This is a genomic window from Pedobacter sp. UYP1, assembly GCF_040547305.1.
Lineage (GTDB): Bacteria > Bacteroidota > Bacteroidia > Sphingobacteriales > Sphingobacteriaceae > Pedobacter.
This window is the reverse complement of record NZ_JBEPPL010000008.1, coordinates 226,315-248,086: the sequence shown is the minus strand read 5'-3', so window position 1 is coordinate 248,086 and position 21,772 is coordinate 226,315. Positions and strand designations below refer to the sequence as shown.

7 protein-coding genes are annotated in these 21,772 nt (G+C 39.0%); all 7 read left to right on the top strand.

Going from position 1 to position 21,772, the window contains the following annotated elements; genetic code table 11:
* Nucleotides 1-3,678, top strand: a 3,678-nt coding sequence (locus tag ABIB30_RS17100) for a non-ribosomal peptide synthetase (RefSeq protein ID WP_354304077.1), incomplete at its 5' end; no start/stop codon positions are given.
* An 11-nt stretch (nt 3,679-3,689) separates the two neighbouring features.
* On the top strand, nt 3,690-5,429 hold the full coding sequence (locus ABIB30_RS17095; protein WP_354304075.1) for a carbamoyltransferase N-terminal domain-containing protein: 1,740 nt from the start codon (nt 3,690-3,692) through the stop codon (nt 5,427-5,429).
* Between the two features lie 36 nt (nt 5,430-5,465).
* Entirely contained in the window at nt 5,466-6,323 is an 858-nt protein-coding gene (locus ABIB30_RS17090; RefSeq protein WP_354304073.1) for a 2OG-Fe(II)-dependent halogenase WelO5 family protein, read from the top strand.
* A 29-nt stretch (nt 6,324-6,352) separates the two neighbouring features.
* Nucleotides 6,353-11,011 (top strand): non-ribosomal peptide synthetase, encoded by a 4,659-nt coding sequence (locus tag ABIB30_RS17085; RefSeq protein ID WP_354304071.1) that lies wholly within the window; start codon nt 6,353-6,355, stop codon nt 11,009-11,011.
* A gap of 2 nt (nt 11,012-11,013) precedes the next feature.
* Nucleotides 11,014-11,961 carry a TauD/TfdA family dioxygenase gene (locus tag ABIB30_RS17080; RefSeq protein ID WP_354304069.1) on the top strand — a complete coding sequence of 316 codons (948 nt, stop codon included), beginning with the start codon at nt 11,014-11,016 and terminating at the stop codon, nt 11,959-11,961.
* 17 nt (nt 11,962-11,978) lie between these two features.
* Entirely contained in the window at nt 11,979-19,946 is a 7,968-nt protein-coding gene (locus tag ABIB30_RS17075) for a non-ribosomal peptide synthetase (RefSeq protein WP_354304068.1), read from the top strand.
* Nucleotides 19,939-21,771, top strand: a complete 1,833-nt coding sequence (locus tag ABIB30_RS17070) for a non-ribosomal peptide synthetase (protein ID WP_354304066.1) — start codon at nt 19,939-19,941, stop codon at nt 21,769-21,771. The genes ABIB30_RS17075 and ABIB30_RS17070 overlap by 8 nt, the downstream gene beginning before the upstream one ends.
* Nucleotide 21,772 lies beyond the last annotated feature (1 nt).

The window sequence follows — 21,772 nt, the reverse complement described above, 5'->3', positions numbered from 1 at the left end:
CTGGCCGCAATGCCGCTCACCCCGAACGGGAAAACTGACCGGAAAGCTTTGCCTGGAATTGGAGAGGAAGATATGCTCCATAACCCCTATCAGGCGCCAGCAAATGAAACTGAGCAGCAATTGACAGAGATCTGGCAGGAAGTACTGGGAATAGAACGTATTGGTGTAACAGACAATTTTTTTGATCTGGGTGGCCATAGCCTGATTGTTTCCCAGGTCATTAACCGGACGCACAAGCGTTTAGGTAAAGCGATAAGCTTTAGTTCTTTTTTATCAAATCCAACAATTGAAGGGATCAGCAAACAATTTCATGCAAGAGATTATCAGGTAATTCCCAAAGCAGCAGACGCTCCAGGTTATCCGCTAAGTTCTTCGCAAAGCCGGATCTGGTTATTAAGTCAGCTTTCGGGCGGATCACAGGCTTACCATATGCCTGCAGCGATGCGGTTGACCGGGCCACTAGACCCGGTAGTATTGGAAGCCAGTTTTGCCAGGCTGATAGAGCGGCATGAGATCTTAAGAACATATTTTAAAGAGAATGCGCAGGGAGAAGTTCTGCAACATGTAGTTCCCTGGTCTGCATTGAATTTTAAGCTGAAGATAAAGGACTTTAGCGCACAGGCGGATACCCAAAGTGCAGATATGCAGGGTAATGTGGATAAGCAAGTCGAAACAAGTACGCAATCCAAAACAAATACAGACACTAATACAAACAACAGTACCAACAAAGATTTGCTCGTTGCAGCTTACCTGGTACAAAGTAACCAGGAACCCTTTGAACTGAGTACAGCACCATTGCTGCGTGCAGAACTGTTGAAATTGAATGCAGAAGAACATGTGTTTCTTCTGAATATCCATCATATAGCCGGAGATGGCTGGTCTATGGGTATCCTGATTAATGAAGTGATCCGGATTTATAACGGATTAATCAGCGGAAAAGAAATTCAGCTTCCGGAGCTGGCGATCCAGTATAAAGACTATGCCTTATGGCATAACCAGGAAATCCGAAAACCTGCCTATTTAGCCTCAGAAGCTTACTGGCTATCCCGTTTTCAAGGTGATCTTCCAGTAATTGACCTGCCTGGATTCAAGACCCGTTCGGCAGTTCAGACCTATCGGGGAGACAGCGTTGTACATCATTATCCAGCTGTATTCCTGGAAAAGCTGAAACATTTTTCAAGTAGTCATGGAGCTACTGTTTTCATGACTTTAATGACCGGGATAACCGCATTGCTTCACCGGTATACCGGCCAGGACGACCTGATTATAGGCACCCCAATTGCGGGTAGGGTACACCCAGATCTGGAGAACCAAATCGGACTCTACCTGAATACACTGGCCATCAGGTCGGGCATAGCAGACAACAGTAGTTTTTCAGCACTATTGGATCAGCAGAAAGATAATTTAGCTGCAGCCTATGAACATCAGCACTATCCATTTGATTTACTGGTCAGCAAGTTAAAACTGAAACGGGATATAGGGCGATCAGCCCTGTTTGATGTGATGGTCGTTTTGCATAACGAGCAGCAGATGAGCAGCTATGGGCAAACAGACCTGATAGATGAACTGAAGATCACAACTCACAATTTTAAAAATCCTACGGCGAAAATAGACCTGAGTTTTGACTTTGCACAATTACAATTACCATCGAAACCAAAATCAGGATCACGATCAGACTCAGCACCAGAAGGGCTGGAGCTGACCATCAAGTACAACACTGACAATTATGACGGGGGCTGGGTATCCAGGATATTTACACATCTGGAAAATCTGCTGACAAAAGCCATGGACCACCCAGATATTCCGATTACAGCAATAGATTATCTTCCCGAAAATGAAACTCATCAGTTAGTGGTAGAATTTAACCAGACTGAAACTGAGTATCCAAAAGAAAAGACCATTGTTGACCTGTTTCAGGAACGAGCAAACAGTGTACCTGACCATATCGCTGTAATTTGCGAAAATAGCTCACTCACTTATAAAGAGTTGAATGATAAAGCAAACCAGCTTTCCTCTTATTTGACACGACGCGGAGCAGGTAAAGATACGCTTGTCATTTTATGTTTTGATAAACATCTAGAAATGGCTATCATCGGTATGCTGGGGATTTTAAAATCTGGCGCTGCTTATGTTCCCATAGATGTTGACTATCCACAAGACAGGGTCAATTATATTATTGAAAATACAAAAGCAGAATTTATAGTTAGTCATAGTCAGGACATTCCAGTACTTAAAGATACCGCTATAAATAAAATCTTGTTAGATCAAAAAAATTGGGATCAGGAAACAGATTCGATACCCCAAACACTTATAGCTCCAACTCATCCGGCTTATGTTATTTTCACATCAGGATCAACCGGGTTACCCAAAGGAGTTGCTATAAATCACAAGAATCTGATGGATTATTTGTTTGGACTGGCATCCAGTATCCCGATCGCAGAGAGCACAACTTTTGGATTAATGTCTACAATCGCTACAGATCTGGGGAATACCGTTTTGTTCAGCTCGCTGATTTTTGGCAAAACCATTCACCTGTTTTCTAAAAACAGGCTTAGGGATACTGATTATATACAGGAATACTTTAGCAAACACGAAATTGATTGTATAAAAATTGTCCCTTCATACTGGAAATCTCTTGAAGTAAAAGGGAAATTTCCATATCCAAAACAGCTGTTGATTTTTGGAGGCGAAGCGCTGTCAATAGAAACAGTTAAAAGAATCTATACAGAAAATCCGGATTTAACCATTGTTAACCACTATGGCCCGACTGAAACAACAATTGGGAAGTTATTGCATCGTATAGACCCGAAAGCCAGTTATGATAAAATTCCGGTAGGAAAGCCTTTTTCTAATACACAAGCCTATGTGGTGGATGCAAACCTGGCTTTATGCCCAATTGGCATTGCAGGAGAATTATTACTGGGAGGTGATGGAATAGCAACCGGCTATTTAAATAATCCAGAACTAACGCTGGAAAAATTTATTCCTGATGTTTTTAGGGGAGATCGAGGTAAATTATATAGAACCGGTGACCTTGTGGTTATGCAGCCCAATGGAGACATCGTGTTCAGGAACAGAATTGATGACCAGGTCAAGTTATTTGGACACCGTATTGAACCAGGAGAAATTGAAGCTTATCTTATTCGGGTTCCCGGTGTAGAAGCAGCTGTTGTTCAGCTTAAAGAATATAAAGATGGCAACAAGAAAATCATTGCCTTTATAGTCTCATCCGGTGAACTGACCCATTTAGAAATCCGGAAATATCTCGGCAACCACTTGCCCTACATCATGATTCCTTCATTGCTTATTGATATCGATGAAATTCCTCTCACTTCAAATGGGAAAGTAAACAGAAAGGCATTACCAGATATTTCGTGGGATGAGCTGGCAATTAAAAACCATACAGCCCCAGTAACCCCAGCAGAAGAAAAACTAGTTGAAATCTGGAAAGAAGTACTGCAGCTCACAGAAGTGGGTACAAATGATAACTTTTTTGAGCTTGGTGGTCACAGTTTGCTGGCTTTAAATATTGTGAACAGGATCAATACTGAATTCAGCTGTGCTATAGACGTTAGCTTGTTTTTTAAGATGGTCACTTTAAAGGATCTTGCAGAATTGATTTCTCTGACCAACGCTGCATCAGCACAAGATTTAGACTTTGATGAAATAATAATTTAGAATATATATTTATGATCATTTGTGGAATAAAAATAACTCATGATGGAGGGATAGCACTGATTGAAAATGGAAAGCTGATTTTTAGTATTGAGCTTGAAAAAATAAATAACAATCACCGCTATGCCGGAATAGACGATTTAGCTGAAATTAAATCCCTGCTTCAATCAAAAGGTTACAGGATGGATCAGATTGATCTGTTTGTTGTTGACGGATGGCATGGAAGCGATGACAACTGGAAAGGTGTCTCCCATATAACCGTACAAACAGATGGAACAGAAATTAAAATACCAGTTGCTTATTATAACGAAGAGAATTTAGCGGACGATAATACTGCAGGACAAAATTATGCCGAAGGATTACTGATCGATCACGTCTCTTATCCTTATCAAAGCTTCAGACATGTAACAGGACATATTCTGGGGGCTTATTGTACGAGTCCATTTTCTGCCAGCGCAGAAGATAGTTACGTTCTGGTTTGGGACGGCGGACAATATCCAAGATTATATTATATCAATGCCGCAGAAAAGACCATTGTCAATAAAGGGCCGCTTTTCTTTTTAATGGGCACTATTTACGGAATTATGGGACAATATTTTGGCCCTTATAAAAAGACCGCAGAAGCTTTAGCCGAAGACCGGAAACAAATGGAGTTGAATGGATATTTTGGAGGACTTTCCGTAGCAGGAAAAATTATGTCTTATATCGCAGAAGGCAGTATTGATCCTGAATTATTAAAAGAACTACCCGAACTTTACAAATCTGTATTTGAAATTTCCAACCTGTTTGAACACAAATTTTGTCAGGCAATTCAGGAATTTACAGCGGATAAATCTTGTACAGATGCGGATATATTACTGACTATACATAGTTATCTGCAAAATTTATTAATTCATAGTCTTTCCAAAAAAATTGCCACTGACGGGCACACAGAACCTAATTTTTGTTTTTGCGGCGGGTCGGCTTTAAATATAAAATGGAACAGTGCAATCAGAGCCTCCGGAATTTTTAAGGAGATGTATATACCACCTTTTCCAAATGATTCAGGTAGTGCAATAGGTACGGCTTGTGCAGCAATGTGGGCCAATACAGATCTCACGGCACTGGAATGGAACGTTTATTCTGGGCCATCTCTTGTTGAAAGTGAATTTGCTGAAAACGGATGGAAAACAGAAGCTTGCACTCTGAAAGATTTAGCCGTGCTTTTGCACCAGACAGAAGAACCAGTTGTCTTTTTGAGTGGTTGTGCAGAAATTGGCCCAAGAGCACTCGGAAACCGAAGCTTGCTGGCTATTGCGACAAAAAATAAAATAAAAGACTGTCTGAATGAAGTAAAACAGCGGGAGGCATTCAGACCTGTCGCACCTATCTGTCTGCAAGAAGATGCAGCAGATATATTTGATCCCGGATGCGCAGATCCCTACATGCTTTTTGAGCATCAGGTACGAGAACCCTGGAAAGATCGGGTTCCGGCTATCTGTCACCTTGATGGCTCGGCACGCTTACAAAGTGTGGCGGCAGACTCGCCTGCCCATGAAATCAGGATGTTACTCGAAGAATATAAAAAGATATCTGGTATCCCATTATTATGTAATACCAGTGCTAATTTAAATGGAAGCGGATTTTTTCCGGATGTAAAAAGTGCCATACTATGGGGCAAATTAAATTACATCTGGAGTAACCACACTCTCTATTCTAAAGTAGATAAATTGGAACTGAGCTCGGAGTATGAATTCGAGGAGATTAAACTGTAAACCGTTTGTTTTAGTATTTTATTAATTTTTACAACTATGAAGTTAAATGGTAATGCCTATCCAGAAGGCAGCTTCAAAATAATTGAAAGTGATGCTCCTGACATGGAAATCATCGATGCTATGCTTACAGGAAAAGGGCCATATAATGTCCCGGTTTATGTAGTCAGGAACTACTATAATCAGGAGGACTGTAATCATATTAAAGAAACTTTCTGCCAGATCATTGACGATACCCTGGGAGGGAACAGAATAGAAGATTTTGTTAAAGTACATCAGATTGGTTCTACACAGTTTAAAAAAACAACGCTTGAATATTTTGAAGAATGTGAGCGTAGCAGTGCCGATATCAACCGGCTGATTGCTGTTGTAAAGGATGATAAAGCGAGAAATGATTTCATGTTTGAGCAGACCTTTAAAACATATTATTCGCATAAAAGCATAGATTTCAGACCTTCTTCTTATGCAGGTAAATTCTGTAATATGATGACCGCAAGAAGATGGAATAACAATACTGAACTTTCATTACTGGCACATGAAGACTCTTCACAACTTCTTGTCGCTGCAATAGATCAGTACGAAATATGTAATGTCAAACAAGTCATTGCACTGAATTTATGCGTAGAGAATTCCAACGGTGCAGAATTGATTTTATGGAATATTGCACCAAATATGGAGTCGAAGGTAAGCCTTGGACTGGAAAATACCGGATACCCGTATGCGCTGGAATTATTAGAAGGAATAGATTACCTGACCCTAAAAACTTATCCTGGCGATTTATATTTCATCAATGCAAATTATATACATGCAGTTTCCAAACAAAAAGAGAATAAACGAATTTCTTTGGGTCGGTTTATTGGGTATGCTGCTGAAAACAAGGTGGTTTACTGGACGTAATTGGTTTTTAATCAAATAAAATATTACAAATGAATATTACCGATTTTATAAGAAAAATTCAAAGTAAAGGGATCACTGTAACAATCGAAAGCGGGGATTTAAAAATAAGTTCGCCAAAAGGGGTAATGACCAAAGAACTGATTAGTGAATTCAAGGAGCATAAAAGTGAAATTATTCGTTTGTTTAGTAAAAATGATACCGATACAATTCCATTGGCTCCTTTACAGCATGATTATACACTTTCATTTGAACAACGCCGTATTTGGTTGCTAAGCCAGACAGATGAAGGAAATAAGGCTTATGTGATTTATATCGCTTTTGATTTGCGGGGAACATTGGATTTGGCGCTGCTTCATCAGGCTATAGCGAAAGTGGCAGATAAACACGAGATACTCAGAACCAGTTTTAGCGGGAGTACCTATGAACAGGTCAGACAGCATGTTGTTCCTGCTGACTCATTTAACTTTGATGTTCCATTTCATGATTTCAGTAGTAAGGAAAATCCAGAAGAAGCATTCGAACAATTATTTAATGCATCTTTTGAGATACCCTTTAGCTTTGATTCCGTTTTATTCAGAGTAGAGGTCGTAAAAACGGGACATGACCATCACATCATGTATGCTTTAATGCACCATATCATTATTGACGGCTGGTCTTCCCAGATTCTGTTCCATGAAATTATGGAAGTATATAGCAGGCTGGTATTGCATAAAACAACAACATTGGTTGAATTACCTTTTCAATATAAAGATTTTGCAGCTTGGCAAAACGGTATAATCAACTCTCCTGAATTGCAAAAACAAAGGCAATATTGGTTAAGCCAGTTTTCAGGAGAAATTCCGGTACTCGAATTACCAGAATCACATAAAAGACCAATCTATAAATCTTTTTCCGGCAGAAATATAAGTCATACTTATTCAAAAGAATTCAGCAATCGGCTAAAGAAATTCTCCAGCGACCAGGGAGTATCTGTTTTTACCGCTATTTTAACTGGAATTAATATATTACTGTATCGCTACACCAATCAAAATGATATTATTATCGGGACACCGGTAACCACAAGGTTTAGAAAAGAACTCGAAAATCAAGTGGGAATATATCAGAATACTTTAGCACTCAGAACCAGGTTTCAAGGAGCTCATACCGTAGAACAAACACTTCGAACAGTAGAAAAGGTATTTCTGGATGGTTACTCTAACAACTTATATCCATTAGATCTTTGGATCACAGAGCTGGATCTGAAAGCAAATCCGGGAAGATCACCCTTGTTTGACGTAATGGTTGTCTTTCAGGGAGAGGCCTATTTAAAAGAAACCACGAAAACTTTTTCTTCTTTAGTTGTGGAGCCACGGAACGCTCATGAAAGGAAATCCAGTAAGTTTGATTTGCTCTTTGAATTTTTCGAAACTAAAGAAGGGCTGATGATCAGTGTGGATTATAATCCGGATATTTTTGAAGCTGTATTCATCCAAAGGTTAGTTGCTCATTTTGAGAATTTATTGAATGAAATCTTTAAAGACCATCAAGTTACAGTTGATCAACTGAATTATCTTACTAAGGAAGAAAAGGTTCAATTAATAGAAACCTTTAACGATACAGAGACCGGCTATCCGAAAGAAAAAAATGTGATAGACCTTCTTCACGAAAGTGTGAAGTTGAATCCCGGTAAAGAAGCTGTTTTTTTTCACGATCAGTCTTTTACCTATCAGGAAATTGATACGGTTTCAAATCAGTTTGCAAACTTTCTGCTGGATCATTTTAATATAGAAAAAGAAGAGCTTATAGGTGTGGTGCAGGAAAAATCAATCCTCATTATCCCTGTGCTTCTTGGTATTTTGAAAACCGGAGCCGCTTATGTGCCGATAGATATTACTTATCCTGAAGAAAGGATACAGTACTTGAAGGAATCTGTGAATTGTAAGATTGTAGTAGACGATGCGCTGTTATCCAGATTTTTATCCATTCAAAACACGATCCGGACAGACATGCCGCTGGTCAGCATTACAGCAGATTGTCTTTTTCATGTGATGTTTACTTCCGGAACAACCGGAAACCCTAAAGGAGTGATGCTCACGCATAAAAACATAGTCAGATTGATTGAACATTCTGGCTGTCTGGATCTTAATGAAGATACGATATTACTTTCTACAGTATCCATCTCTTTTGATACTACGAATACAGAATTCTGGACGGTTCTGGCAAAAGGCGGACAGGTTATTCTGGCTGAAAGAAAAGAATTATTAGACTATGTTATCTTTAAAAATATTCTGCAAAGACACCAGGTGAATACCCTTTGGTTAACCGCTTCCTGGTTTCAGCATATTGTTGAAAATGACCCGGATCTTTTTAGCGGATTGAAGCAGTTTATATCCGGAGGTGATATTGTATCCTCAAGACACGTTGGGCTATTAAAGGAATTGTATCCGGATTTGAAGATTATCAATGGATACGGACCTACTGAAAACACCACTTTTTCCACTTTCTATCAGGTAGATAATTTGCCTGAAGGTACAATACCTATAGGTAAGCCTTTAAATAACAGTCAGGTATATATATTGAATGATGCCTTGATTCCACAACCGGCAGGCGTGGTAGGAACCTTATATGTAGCTGGTGACGGGCTTGCCCCAGGTTACTATAATAAACCAGAACTCACTGCAGAAAAGTTCATATCTAATCCATTTAAAGCGGGTAAACTCATGTATAATTCAGGAGATTCAGCACGCTGGCTGCCTGACGGTAATATTGAATTTCTCGGCAGAAAAGATGATATGGTCAAGATCAGGGGCCGCTTTATTGATACTACTGAAATAGAAAACAGTCTTTGTAAAATAAGAACTATCAAACAAGCGGTGGTACTGGTAAAAACAGTAAACGGAGAAAAGAAAATTATTGCTTATCTGGTTTGCGCAGCAGCTGCGGATATCAGAGAGATTAAAGAGGAATTGAAAAAATCACTTGCAGATTTTATGGTTCCCAATTCATTTGTATGCGTAGCCTCAATTCCACTTTCGCATAATGGAAAGGTGGATCGTGCAATGCTGCTGGCAACGGACTCAGCGCTGACGGACCAGGCAGCCATTACTTATTTTGTGCCAGCATCAACAGAAACAGAAGAAAAAGTCATTGGCTTATTTAAAGAAGTACTCAAATTGGAGCAGGCCGGAAGGAACGATGATTTTTTTGAACTGGGAGGTTACAGCCTGACTTCTATTACCTTGTTATCCAGAATTGCAGCGAAATTCGGGAAGAAGATTACAATCAGGGATTTATATCAAAATTCCAGTGTAGCAAGCCTGGCGAAATTCCTGGATTCCAGCGTGGAATCTACCGGTATAGCAATTATTAAACCTGTTGAGGCCATATACTACCCCTTAACACTTGCTCAGAACCGGATGTGGATCAATAACCAGCTGCACCCCGGAAATGCGACTTATTCCACTGCAAATACATTTGAACTGCGTGGAGAATATGTTACAGAAGAACTGTTTGTTGCATTTCGTCAAATTATTGATAGACATCACCTGCTCAGATCTGTTTTTCCTTTTGAAGAAGGGGAACCTATGCAAAAGGTATTGACTACAGCCGAATCAATAGCTAAAATTTTTGAGCTGATCAGCTGGAACAAAGAGGAAATCTTTGACGTGCAAAATTATGATCAGGAGCAAACTGGGAATTATTTTGAGCTTACCGAAGACCCGCCTTTAAGGATAAAAATCATTACTGTTTCTAAACAGCAGGCATTCATATGGATACAATTGCATCATATTGCTTATGATGCCTGGTCTATACAGACCTTGTATAGTGAATTCAGACATTTCTTAGAATCGGCAGCCCAGCCGGAACCTTTAGAAATACAGTTCAAGCATTTTGCCTTCTGGCAGCGGGATGGCATAGAAAAAGGGATTTTCGCCTCACAGCTGAATTACTGGCAACAGCTGCTTAAAGAGTTACCTGCTCAAAATGAGCGTAAATTAACTGATGCAAATGATGTCTCTGTTGTAAAAGTGTTTGAAATTGATGAATTCAGCAGCCATAAATTAAGGAAAATCTGTCTTGATAATCACCTGGATGAGGCTTATTTGTTTTTGGGTTTATTCTCTCTGGCCTACAGCGCTGTTTTCAATCAGGAAGATTACCTGTGTAATTTTCCTTATCTGGGTAGAAAAAATGCACAGCTTCAAAAAATCATAGGGTTGTTTTATCAGATTATGATTCTAAGAATCCGTACCGGGGATGAAGGGGAGGATGTTTTAGCATTTATTAGTTTATTGCAAAAACAAGCCCTTGATGCTGTAGAACAGCTCGATTATCCTTTTGAAAAATTAATTGATGAAATTCCGGGATTAGCAAAGCACATCAATACGCTGTCGTTTAATGTCATCAGCAAAGAGTTTATCAATGTTGAAAGTGATAGTTTTAACCAGGGGAAATTAACCATTACACCTTTACAAACGCCACATAAAAAACGCTTCAGAACAGATCTGACCATAGATCTTTATAAGTCTGATAAATTTTATTTCAGTTGTGCCTTTAATGCACAAAAATACAATGCCATTAAGATTGAGAGTCTGCTTGATCTGACAAGGGGTTTGCTTGAGGAAGCTGAAAATGTTCTCTCAATGACGATTAAAGACCTCAATTTTAAATATAGCAATTTAGGGAAAAATATAAAGACAGGAGTGTAATCATGAACTTGGAAATTATAAATAAAGAAGAAGATTTTTTCGGAATTATTGAGGAAAGCTGGGCTGGTCCGGAAGAATTTATTGAATGGTTTAACCATTATGAAGAAGAAATTGAGCAGTACTTAGTCAAATATGGTGTAATCCGATTTAAAAAAACCGGGCTGAAGACCAATGTTGACTTTCAAAAATTCATAACAGAGATTAACATCAAACCAATCGATTATATTGATGGAAATTCACCGAGGACTAAAAAATCTTCAAAGATTTATACTTCCACAGAATATCCTGCTGAGGTCTTTATCTCTATGCACAATGAATTGTCTTATTCAAATTATTTTCCTAAGAAAATCTTCTTTTTCTGTCTTACTCCGGCAGAAGAAGGAGGAGAGACCACTGCTTTGAATGGCTACTCATTTTTGGAGAAACTTGATCCTGCTATTATGGGTGATTTTTTTGACAGAAATATAAAATACATCAGAAACCTCCATGGTGGGGGTGGAATTGGCTCATCCTGGCAGGAAACTTTTGAGTCTGATGATAAAGCATTTATTGAAGCTTTCTGTTTAGAAAATGAGATAAAAGTTAGCTGGAAAGAAAATAATTCACTCAGATTGGAACAGGTGAGGCCAACTGTACTGGAACATCCTAAATCGGGTAGGAAGATCTGGTTTAACCAGGCAGATCAATTTCATCCATCCAATAATCCACCTGAGGTTTATGAAGCTATGAAATATCTTTATGAAGATGACGAATTTCCTCTATATGTGACTTACGACGATGGAAGTGAAATTCCTGATTCAATTTTTGAACATATACGAAGTGTTTCAAGAGCAAACCTAATCACAATGCCCTGGGAAAAAGAAGACATCATGTTGTTTGACAATATGTCTGTTTTACACGGCCGGAATCCTTTTTCCGGCAAAAGGGAAATCTTATTATCAATGGCCTAAGCAAATAACTCATCCTAATGAATACAACTTTAAATCAGGTAAGTCCGGATATACTGGGGACAATTAAATTAAAAGAAAGCGATCAGATTGCAATTTCTTTCCTCAACGAGCATATCACCTATAAAGAACTGAATGAGAAATCTAACCAGCTGGCGAACTTTTTTATCAGCAAAGGGATAAAAAAAAGGAAGGTGATTGGCGTAGGTATGAGCCTTTCCATTGATTATGTGATTGCCATGCTGGCTATCATGAAAGCTGGTGCCGTATTTTTACCACTCCAGATAGCTGGTACATCCAAAAGACTTGAACAAATACTGGATATAGCCAAACCAGTACTGATCCTTGAAAATAACAGAGAAAAAGTCATAACTAATTCTCTTGTATTCAATACTTCAGCTGTTTATCAAATTGAAGAGGCTGATGTTATTCCCTGGTGTAATTTTTCCACGCTGCTTCCTGAATTATTAATTGAAGGGGACGATCCCGTGTATATATTTTTCACATCCGGTAGCACAGGGGGACCAAAAGCAATTGTGGGCAAGCACAAAAGTCTGGCTCATTTTATAATCTGGGAAAGCAATACTTATCAGCTAAACCATCAGATTAGAGTTGGCGCAATGACTCCAACCACTTTTGATCCTTCTTTACGGGATTTATTGGTACCATTATTTAACGGGGGCATACTGGTTATACCAAATCAGGAAAATATCGATTTTTCAGAACGCTTAAAATGGCTGATTGAAGAAAAAATTAACCTGATACATATCGTTCCTTCTGTTTATGAGAAGATCCACGATGAGCTGGAATTACTGGGCCATCATAAAACTAAACTAGAACTCAGCCATATCTTTTTTGCAGGAGAATCACTTTACGCAGAAAGAGTGAGCAAATGGAAAATGCAGTTGCCAGAAAGTACGCTGTTGATTAATCTTTACGGGCCAACAGAAACCACACTCGCCAAATTTCATCATCAGCTAACAGCACAGGATTTGCTTAAAGGAGGTATTATTCCTTTAGGGAAAGCTATTTCAGATACCACAGTGTTGTTATTTGATGAAAGAGACCAGCCAGTTGAAGCAGGCACTATAGGCGAAATTATCATTCATACTGAATTTTGCTCGCTTGGTTATCTTGGCGAAGAATTGAATACAAGTAAATTTATTGACTACGCAGGAGGAAAGTCTTATAAGACCGGCGATCTTGGGAAACTCAATGAGGAGGGTAACCTGGAATATCATGGCAGAATTGATACGCAGATAAAAATCAATGGCGTGCGGATAGAGATCAGCGAAATTGAATCTACCCTATTGAAATATCAAGGTGTCAAAAAATGTGCAGTGCTTTATATTGAACATTCACAAACTGTGCTTAGTGCTTTTATCATTTCTGATGAGCAAATAATAAAGGAAGAGCTGCGGCTGTTTATGAAGGATTATTTGCCACAGCCAATGATTCCAGCTCAATTTATTACACTGGATAACTTTCCTTATAACCAAAACGGGAAAATAGACAGGGTTGCATTAGCTCAACTGTTAACTGAGCAAACTGGCATACCTGAGCAAACTGACATACTTGAACAAACTAGCGCAACTGAGGCAGTTGCCGAGCAGTTCTCTGAATTAGAGCAACTTATCTTTGAAATCTGGGCAGAAGTTCTAAAAAAAGAAAAAATTGGTCTGCATGATAACTTTTTTGAAATAGGAGGACATTCACTCAATGGATTAGTGATTGTTTCAAAAGTTTTCAAGAAACTGGGTATACGCTTTGAAATTACAAGTTTTTTCAATAACCCAACGATCAGCAGTTTTGCAGCAGTGATCTCACAATTGCATAGTCAGAATCAACAACAGGGTCAAAATCAACAACAGAATCAGCATACACAACAAAATCACGATAAAAAGCAAGCGCAAACAAACGAAGAGATCAAGCTTGTACCAACCCAGGCATTGTATCAGGTTTCGAACGCACAGAAACTCATGTTTCTGCTGAATGAAATTACCGGAAATAGCTCTGTATACAATATCCAGGGAGCTTATACCATCAAAGGCCAGTTAAATTGCCAGATTTTAGAGGAATCATTTAAAGAATTAATCAGCAGACATGAAGCACTGAGAACCTCTTTTGTAAAAGACGATGAAGGTGATTTTTTTCAAAGAATACTGCCTGTCGAAGAAGTAGATTTTAAACTTGGAATAACTCAAATCCATTCGGCAGGCGCATGCCATGATTTTCTGCAGACCGCATTTTCTTACGCTTTCGATTTAACAAAAGATCTTTTGTTACGTGCCGGTTTAATAGAAAAAGATGGGGAATACATACTGTATTATTGTATGCATCATATCATCTCGGATGGGTGGTCTCTTGAAGTCTTAATCAGTGACCTGCTGCATATTTATAAAGGAAAACTAAAAACACCTGACAGCCTGCTGGCACCACTAAAACTGCAATATAAAGATTATGCAGCCTGGGATAACCAGAGAAATAGTGAACTTGTAGCAGCTGAAAAATACTGGCTTACTCAATTCAGCGGTGATTTACCCGTATTAAACTTTCCGCTGAATTTTTCGCGTCCTGCAGTGCAGCACTATGCCGGAGATTCTATCAGTATCGATATTCCCCAGGAAACAGTACAAGGTTTAAGGAATAGTTGTAAAACTCAAAACGCTTCTTATTTCAGCGGATTGTTAACCGTGCTGTATAGTTTGCTTTACAGATATACCGGGCAAAAAGACATTGTTTTAGGCAGTCCGGTTGCTAACCGGGATAATCCTGAATTGAAAAATCAAATTGGACTTTACGTAAACACGATTGCTTATCGTGCTGCAATCAAAGAAGATGATTCTTTCAACACCCTGCTGCATACAATCAAAAATATGGTTATTGAAGGAAACCAGCACAAAAACTATCCTTTTGAAAAATTGATTGAAAACCTGGATATCACCAGAGATTTAAGTCTCAACCCACTGTTCAGTGTGATGGTGAATTTTCAAACTCCTCAGGAAATTAAATCAACTGTTGATCTTCCTGAAAATCTCTCCATAGAGAAATTTGAGTTTCCTCAAATTAAATCAAAGTTTGACTTCTCCTTTTATTTTTACGACCAGCAGGGACAAACCAAGCTGATGCTTATTTATAACACAAGTTTGTTTACCAGGAAATTTATGCAGGATTTGCTGGATAACTTCCTTAATCTGGCAAAAAGCCTCGTTGTGCAACCTGAAACTAACCTGTCTTATATTCCTTATCTCTCAGACAAGGAAAAGAAAAAAGTGCTGGAAGACTTCAATCATACCAATTCTCCGAAAGCAGCTGTCCAAAGTCTGACCAGACTTTTTAGTCAGCATGTAAAACATCACTTTTCCAATACCGCATTCATTGATCAGGGTAAAACATACAGCTATGGTTTTGTAGAGCGGTTAAGCAATCAATTCGCACATTACCTTAACCAGGAATATGCGGTTGGTAAAAATGACAGACTAATTGTTTCTCTGGAACGTAATCAGTGGTTGCCCATCGCTATTTTGGGTATACTAAAACTGAATGCTGTCTATGTCCCTGTTGAACCGGGGGCTCCCAAACTTTTCCAGGAAAGAATTATAGAAGAAGCCGGCTGCAAACATGTTATTGATGAAGTATTTCTGGAAAAATTCATAGCGGTAGCAGATAACTACGCAGCAGAAGAACCGGATGCAATTAATTATCCTGCAGGAGAATCCGCTGCTGTGAATTATGAAAATGATATGATTACTATTATCTATACCACTGGTTCTACAGGAAAACCAAAAGGTGTAATCATCAAAAACAGCAATATTGTAAATCGTTTAGAATGGATGTGGGCTGAATATCCATTCCATCCTGATGAAGTTTGCGTCTTAAAAACAGCTATAAGTTTTGTAGATCACTTGTGGGAATTATTTGGCCCATTATTAAAAGGAATACCTCTGGTCTGTCTCCATAAGAATGATATTTCAGATATACCACATTTAATCGGCCTCTTGAATAAGTTTAAAGTGACCAGAATTGTCCTGGTGCCAAGTCTGTTAAAAGAAATTCTTGCCTATCCTGAAGCTTGCAGAGAACAGCTGTCTGCACTGGCATACTGGACCAGCAGTGGTGAAGACCTCGCAGGAATACTGGTGCAGAAATTCTATGAAATATTTGATAGCCGGAAACATAAACTGCTTAACATTTACGGTTCGACCGAAGTTACGGCAGATGCAACCTGTCACGATACTTCCATAGATTTTAAACAAAATAAAACCAGCCTTGCTTTATTTAATACTGACATAGATATCCCGGGCCTGATTGAAAATTACGATCACGCAGAACATATTTTTGCAACTGATCAACCAGATCATATTTTGTCTGGCTTTAAAGATGTTGAATTTGAAGCTGTTACCTCGCCAGAAGATTATTTGAAATACCTTGAACAGCGACTGCTTCCAAACGTAATTAATATTTCTTCCAATAAATTTATCGGGCACATGACAGGGCCGCTGCCAGATTTTTCTTTAAGTCTGAGTAGCCTGGTTACCAGGCTTAACCAGAACCTGGTGAAGATTGAAACCTCTCTTGCAGCGACAATGATTGAAATCGAAGTGATCAAAAGATTTCATCAGGCTGTATTTAATAGGAGCGACGCTTTTTACAGAGAATTATCCCACAAGAATGAAGGGATTCCCGGGATTTTTACCAATGGTGGAACGCTGTCTAATATCACGGCCTTATTTTATGCACTCAATAACTGTCTGGCACCCCATGGATCGTATCAGGGATATGGACGTGCAGGCTTGGTAAAGGGACTTTTGCATTATGGTTATAAGGATGTCGTTATCCTGGGTAGCCGATGGTGTCATTATTCTGTTGAAAAGGCATTGAAATTATTTGGATTGGGTAAAGACTCTTTCAGAGAAATTATTGTAGATCAGGGAAGTGAAGCAGATATCCGTAAGAAAATTACGCAGCAGATACTAGCTTTAAAAGCGCAAAATGTATTGATTCTAAGTATCATCGGAGTAGCCGGAACCACTGAATCCGGTGCAGTAGAACCTTTGAATTTACTAGGTGAGTTAGCGAAGGAACAAGCTATACATTATCATGTTGATGCAGCTTTTGGAGGAGCATATATCCTCTCAGAAAAATATAGTCACTTATTAGATGGTATCAATAAAGCTGATTCTGTGACCTTATGTGCACATAAACAACTTCACGTTCCAGTTGGTAGTAGTTTTTGCTTATTTGCAGACCCTGGGTTTGTTAAAAATTCAGAAAACAATACCAACTACCAGGCAAGGAAAAACTCCTATGACCTTGGGAAATTTACAATCGAAGGAACACGTAATTTCAACTCCTTGATATTACATGGGTTATTTAGCGTTTTTGGTAAAAAAGGTTTAGCAGAGGTTATCGATTATAACCATGAATTATCAAGGACATTTGCAGATTTAGTCGATCAGAATAATGCTTTTGAATTATTTGAATCTCCAAAGCTTAATATCGTTTTATACCGTTATGTGCCATTCTCTCTCAGGAATAAAACGGTATTCACTGATGAGGAGCTCTTGTTGATCAACGATCTGAACGAGCAGATTCAAAAAACTCAATTTAAAAGAGGAAATTCATTCGTTTCCTATACACTGGTTCGCAATTACAACCGTGACTCTTTACAACACGTTTTTTTCCGGACTGTTTTTTCCAATCCGCATACCACGCAAAAAGTCCTGAAGGAAATTCTTCAGGAACAGCTCGATATTGCTGCGGAATTGGACCATACACTGGACATCAAAACAGAACAGCAGAATTACAACGGGAACTTTACGGTTCATACAAATACCAATATCGGTAAACCTATATCCAATGTGAAAGTGTACATACTGGACGATCATCTGCAATTGCTTCCTGTTGGTTTAGAAGGAATCATTTATATCGGTGGGGAAAACATTACGGATGGATATCTTGGTGACGAAGAATTAACAGGTGATAAATTTATTGAAAACCCATTCGAGCCTGGAGAAATTTTATTCCGGACTGATGATATTGGAAAATGGACAATTGATGGTGAGGTTATTTACATTGGCCGGAGAGATTTGCAATATAAAGTAAGAGGAAACCGGATCAATACCAGTTATATAGAGGAAATTATTACACAATTACCAGGAATTAACCAGGCACTGGTTATTTTTAACGAGGAGAAACTAACCGCCTTTGTGACCGCTGGTACTATTCCTGTCCTTTCAGCGCTGCGGTTGATGTTAAAAGAAATCCTGCCGGCCTATATGATCCCCAATGAATTTGTGTGGGTTAAAGATTTTCCTAAACTTACAAATGGGAAAATTAATAGAAAAGCACTGCATGCAGAAATAGGGACAATGCTCACTGAAAATGTGGAGCGGATTCTTCCGGAAAATGACTTGGAACAGCAGGTTTATGATTTATGGAAGCTGATCTTTAACCAGAAGGAACTATCTGTAAGAGCTGATTTCTTTGCGATCGGCGGGCATAGTCTCAGTCTGATGAAACTGATTCAGTATTACCATAAAGCTTTCCATGTTCAGGTGAAAATGCAGGATCTGTTCCTGACCACAACTATAACAGGTCATGCTGATTTAATCCGGAATCTGGATAAAAATCCAATGACTGCTATAGAAAAAGTGGCGGAAAGCGATACTTACCCAGTTTCAGACGGACAAAGACGTATATGGACATTGAGCCAAACAGCTGATTCCTCGCGTGCTTATCATATGAGTGGCGCAATGACGATACATAAGGCATTAAATACTGCAAATTTTACCGCTGCCATCCGGGAAGTTATCAAAAGGCACGAATCCTTAAGAACTAATTTTATCTGGACGGAGAAAGGAGAGGTCCGTCAAGTTATCCGGCCTGATGAGTTATTGGATTTCGGGCTGGAAATAATTGACGTTGCTGATCAGACGCAGAAAGAAATCCAGATTGCACTCATAGAATTTAATAACAGGCCTTTTAATCTGGCTGATGACCTGTTGCTGCGGATCAGACTTTTTCAGGTCGCTGCAGATCACTTTATATTTTCATACTGTTTTCATCATATCATCAGTGATCTGAGATCTATGAAAATCTTTGCCCGTGACCTCTGGAACCAGTATCAACACCTGAATGAGAATTTTGAATCAACCATTACGCCATTAAAGCTTCAGTATAAGGATTATTCGGCATGGCTTCAGGAAGCTAAACAGCGTATTCAAATACCTGCCAGTAAATACTATAAAGAAATGCTGCGGGATTTTGAGCTACTGAACCTTCCTGCTGATTACCAGCGTCCCTTACTCAAAACCTATACAGGAAATACTTATAATTACGAAATACCTATGGAATTATGTGCCTTAGTGAAAAGTAAATCATTAAGCTACGGTGTAACTCCATTTACTGTTTTGGTAGCAGCAATAAACGGGCTGTTTTACCGCTACACGCAACAAGAGGACATCTTGATAGGAATGGTAACCGAAGGCAGGGGACATCCTGATATTGATCATCAAATAGGATTTTTTGTGAATACGCTTCCTTTGAGAACGCAGTTAGATCCGGAAAAAGGGTTTGGCCTGTTGTGTAAGGAAATTCAGCATCTCGTCTTACAGAATTTCAATTTCCAGGCCTATGCCCTTGATGAGCTCATTGATGAACTGAAAGTCGCGCGCGATCCATCCAGGTCACCATTATTTGACGTGGTGGTTACCTATGAGAATTATGAGCAGGAACTCATCTTTTCAGAGATGAAAGCCTTAAATCTGGAGAAAAAAACTGCTCAGTTTGATATGACTTTTGGCTTTGTCGAAAACAGAGATTTTATCAGTGCAAAAATTGAATTTAATACCAGTTTGTACGCGCACTCAACTATCCAAAGAATGGCTGCCCATCTCACTGAATTCTTAGCAGCTGCATTAGCGAGAGCAGAAGATGCATTATACACTTTAGACTATTTAACCCCGGAGGAGAAAAACTATGAATAAGAACCAGGATTCAGAAGAACTGAATGGTCTAATTGGAAATCATCAAACAATTATCAGTTTTTTTAAGCTTGTTAAAGAGAAATCCGGCCAGAAAACTGCAGTAATTTATCAAGACAACTCACTCAATTATGAGGAATTAGATCAACTTTCCGATCAGCTGGCAAATTATATGCACAGCAGAAAAGAAATTAATGCCGGTGATTATATCGGCGTCAAGTTAGAAAAAAGTGAATACCTGATTGCTGTTATTCTGGCGGTTATAAAATCAGGATGCGCTTATGTTCCTATTGATCCTGGTTACCCTGCTCAGCGCATACAATTTATTGAGAATGACAGCAATTGTAAATTTATATTCGATAAAAATGAATTAGAAAAGGCACTAAGCAGTCCCCGAAACAATCAGAAACCGGAAACTATAATTTCTCCGGATGATGCCGCTTATGTGATCTATACCTCCGGTACCACCGGAAACCCTAAAGGGGTAGTGATCTCCCATCGTAACCTGATTAACCTATTGTTTGCTCCGGGAACCCCTTTCGATTTGAAATCTTCTGACGTCTGGACCATGTTCCATTCTCATTGTTTTGATTTTTCTGTCTGGGAAATCTTTTGCCCGCTATTGACTGGCGGTACCCTGATTGTGCTCGATCGTGCACTTGTCCGCGACCCTGTTCAGGTTAAAAAGGTTATTGAAGATTACGGTGTAACTATGTTTAGTCAAACGCCATCGTCTTTCTATATGCTGACTCCGGCATTTAAATCCGCATTCAAAGAAAATAAACTTCGCTATATCTTTTTTGGTGGAGAAGCATTATCCCCTATGCAACTTTCCTGGTGGCATTCAGTATACCCGGAATTAAATTTCCTTAACCTTTATGGAACTACAGAAACAACCATCCATGTAACCGCTAAACTAATTACTGCCAAAGAGATCGATAACAATACCAGTAATATTGGAAAAGCACTTCCTGGATATTTCTGCTATGTTTTAGGGAAACGCAGGGAAAAACTACCATTTGGTACAGAAGGGGAACTCGCTGTTGGTGGGGCAGGTCTTTCTGGCTGTTATCTGAACAATGAAACCCTGACACACGAAAAATATATTGATAACCCTTTTAGTGAGCACAATGCAGACAAATTATACCTCACAGGAGATATCGTGAAAAAGCTACCAGATGGTGAGCTGATTTATGTTGGGAGAAAAGACAGGCAGGTCAAGATTCGAGGGCACAGGATTGAACTTTCTGAAATTGAGCTGGCTTTGCTGACTAAACCTGGAATATCTTATGTAAGAATTACAACGACAGCTCAGGAAGATGGCCAAAGTGAGCTGTTAGTTTTTCTAATCAGTGCCTTCACAGAGCATGCAGATGAACTTGCAGCGTTTCTGAAAGATAAATTGCCCGGTCATATGATTCCGCTTCATTATGTCCAGCTAGAAGAAATCATCCTGAATAGTAATGGAAAACTGGATGAGCAATTGTTGCTCGAAAAATATGCGCTCCTTTCTGTCAATCCACGTCAAAAAACTGCTCCAAGAGATGCCATTGATGAGAAAGTTCTGGAAATATGGTATAAGAAGCTAGGTATTTCAGACTTAGGTATTGATCATAATCTATTTGAAATAGGAGGGAATAGCCTGAAGTCTATAAGTATCATCAATGAGGTCAATGAAGTTTTCGGACTTAGTTTGCCACTGGGAAACTTATTGGGTGATTTTACCGTTCGCCGTATTGCCGATGAAATAAATAAAGTCGTATTAAACTCAGCAAATGAAACTGAGGATAATAATGATGATCAGGAAAAAGAAATATTTTCAATATAAC